Origin of the sequence: Streptomyces herbicida (assembly GCF_032656585.1) — a bacterium.
In the GTDB taxonomy this organism is placed as follows: Bacteria; Actinomycetota; Actinomycetes; order Streptomycetales; family Streptomycetaceae; genus Streptomyces; species Streptomyces herbicida.
Map to the genome: position 1 here is coordinate 1 of NZ_JAUYWJ010000075.1, position 2,452 is coordinate 2,452.

The 2,452-nt window shown below is 69.9% G+C and carries 3 protein-coding genes; 2 read left to right on the top strand and 1 reads right to left on the bottom strand.

All coding sequences use genetic code 11. The features are described 5' to 3' along the window. Nucleotides 1-453, bottom strand: a 453-nt coding sequence (locus Q8A52_RS48745) for a hypothetical protein (RefSeq protein WP_316765137.1), incomplete at its 3' end; no start/stop codon positions are given. Between the two features lie 476 nt (nucleotides 454-929). Between Q8A52_RS48745 and Q8A52_RS48750 the strand changes: the two genes are divergently transcribed. Next, the gene (locus Q8A52_RS48750) at nucleotides 930-2,162 is read left to right on the top strand and encodes an aminotransferase class V-fold PLP-dependent enzyme (protein ID WP_316765138.1); all 1,233 of its coding nucleotides are present in this window, start codon (nucleotides 930-932) and stop codon (nucleotides 2,160-2,162) included. 103 nt (nucleotides 2,163-2,265) lie between these two features. Then, nucleotides 2,266-2,452 (top strand): hypothetical protein (locus tag Q8A52_RS48755; protein ID WP_316765139.1); only part of this gene is annotated, 187 nt, incomplete at its 3' end.

A 2,452-nucleotide genomic window follows, 5' to 3' on the forward strand; every position in this document is an offset into this window, starting at 1 on the left:
CTTCGGCCAGCCGATGTCGTCCGTGCCGGCGGCGGAGACGGTGGTCGCGGTCTTCGGCCAGCCGATGTCGTCCGTGCCGGCGGCGGAGACGGTGGTCGCGGTCTTCGGCCAGCCGATGTCGTCCGTGTTCTTGGCGGAGACGGCCGTGGCGGTCGGCCAGCCGATGTCGTCGGTACCGGCGGCGGAGACGGTGGTCGCGGTCTTCGGCCAGCCGATGTCGTCCGTGTTCTTGGCGGAGACGGCCGTGGCGGTCGGCCAGCCGATGTCGTCGGTACCGGCGGCGGAGACGGTGGTCGCGGTCTTCGGCCAGCCGATGGCGTCCGTGGTGGTCGCCGACTGCGTCGTGGTCGGCCAGCCGATGGCCTCGGCGGTGGCGGCGCCGGCTCCCACGGCGGAGAACGCGGTGGCGGCGACGGCGGCGGCGGTGGCGGCGATCTTGGCGATGCGGTTCATGGCGGGCTCCTCTGTGTCAACTTCGGTCCGGCTGCTTGGCAACCTCTTGCCAAGAAGGTTGGCAAGGAAATCTCGTAAATCACTGGGGAATTGGTCGAAATAGGCTCAAGAAGGGGGGCAGAAACGCCCCAGAGCCCCGGCCGGCGCACCGAAATTGCCATACCGAACCACTGCTGACCTGCGCAGATATAAGGATTTGGCAGAACGCGAGCCCCTCTGCCAGAACTTGGCAATTCCTAGGAAACGGAGCCGGGCAGAACCGGGACAGAAGCCAGAAGGAAGCCATAAGTGCCTGGCAAAGCCCCGCCACTAGAGCGCCGCCTGAGCCCACATTGCCAACTCGCCGTATCTGTTGGCAATGTGTTGCCAAGCACGAGGCAAGACATTGCCTCATCGCACGGGGGGAGGCCCCGGAAGTGAATGCGACGTCACACGGCAACCGAATGGTCCACCTGAACACGGCTGGTCTGGGCCGCATGCCAGCCGCCGTACGCGCGACCCTCACCGAGTGGACGCGCCACGACGACCGTTACGGCCCCTACGAGTTGGAGGAGCACCTCGACGACGTCGTCCTCGACGAGATCGACGAGCGCCTCGCCGCCCTGCTGGGTACCCCGGCCGGCGACACCACCCTGTTCACCGGCGCCGCGGACGCGTACGCCACCCTCCTCGGCCGCCTTCCGCTCGGCCCGGGCGACCGCATCTGGACGACTCCCTACGAGGGCGCCGCCAACCTCAGCACCCTGTACGCCCTGCGCGACCGCACCCGCTGCGCCCTGGACGTCGTACCGCTGCGCCCGGACGGCGACCTGGACCTGGAGTGGATGGCCACGCACATCGACGACGACGTCGCCCTCGTGTCGGTGACCTACGTCCCGGCCGGCTGCGGCATCGTCAACCCCGTGGAGGACGTGGGCCGCATCCTCGCCCCACACCGCTGCGTGTACGCCGTCGACGCCTCCTACGCGGTCGGCCAATTCCCCGTGGACGCGGCCCGCATCGGCTGCGACCTGCTCACCGGCGACGGCTGGCGGTTCCTGCGCGGTCCGCAGTCGGTCGGCTTCGCCTCTACGTCACCGGGGTTCAGGAAGCTCCTGGCACCGGCCGGTGTCGATCCGGTCGTACCGCCGCCCGGTGCCGCCATAGTGGCGCTGAACACGGCCCTGGCCGAGCACACCGAGGCCCTGCCGGACGACGACCTGGTCGCCGGCCTGCGCGCCACCATCGAGGAGGCCCCCGGCACCGAACTGATCGCCCCCGGGCGGATCCAGTCCGGCATCCTCACCTTCCGGCACGACGAACTGCCCGCCGCACTGGTGCGCCGGCAGCTCGCGGCCCGGGGTGTCGTCGTGTGGAAGACGGTCGCGCAGGAGACCCCGCTGTACCTGCCCGGCCTCGGCGTCACCACGGCCGTGCGCGCTTCCGTCCACCACGACAACTCACCGCAGGACATCACCCGGTTCGGCGATGCCCTGCGCGAGGTCCTGAAGCACGAACGGCCCCGCCACCAGGCGCCCGTGCCCGCACACGCACCCGTGCCCGAGCCCGGCTCCGCGCACAGCACCGTCACCGACCTGGCGCAGTGGCGCGGCCGGCGAGGCACGAAAAGCGGCACGGACACCGCCCCCGAGGCCGCCGCCGCGGGCCTGCGCAGGCCCCGCCAACAGCGCGACGGACGGCCCAACCTGACCCTGTACCGGACCCGGTGAGCACGACGGACACGGAGCATCACGCACGAGCGCCCCTCTAATGCGCCTGATTAGCCTCTGCCACGTGTACGACCCACAGGGACCGACAGGAGCCGACACGCGCATGTCCGTGGAAACCACGACGCCTCCCGGAACGGCACCGTCCCCCACCAAGGAGATCCACCGTCTCGATCGGGTGATCATCCGGTTCGCGGGGGACTCGGGTGACGGTATGCAGCTCACCGGTGACCGGTTCACGTCCGAGACGGCGTCCTTCGGCAATGACCTCTCCACACTGCCCAACTTCCCTG

Bases quoted from the DNA above. Each gene is read 5' to 3' on its own strand.
- Q8A52_RS48750 (WP_316765138.1), top strand. From the start codon at position 930: ATGCCAGCCGCCGTACGCGCGACCCTCACCGAGTGGACGCGCCACGAC.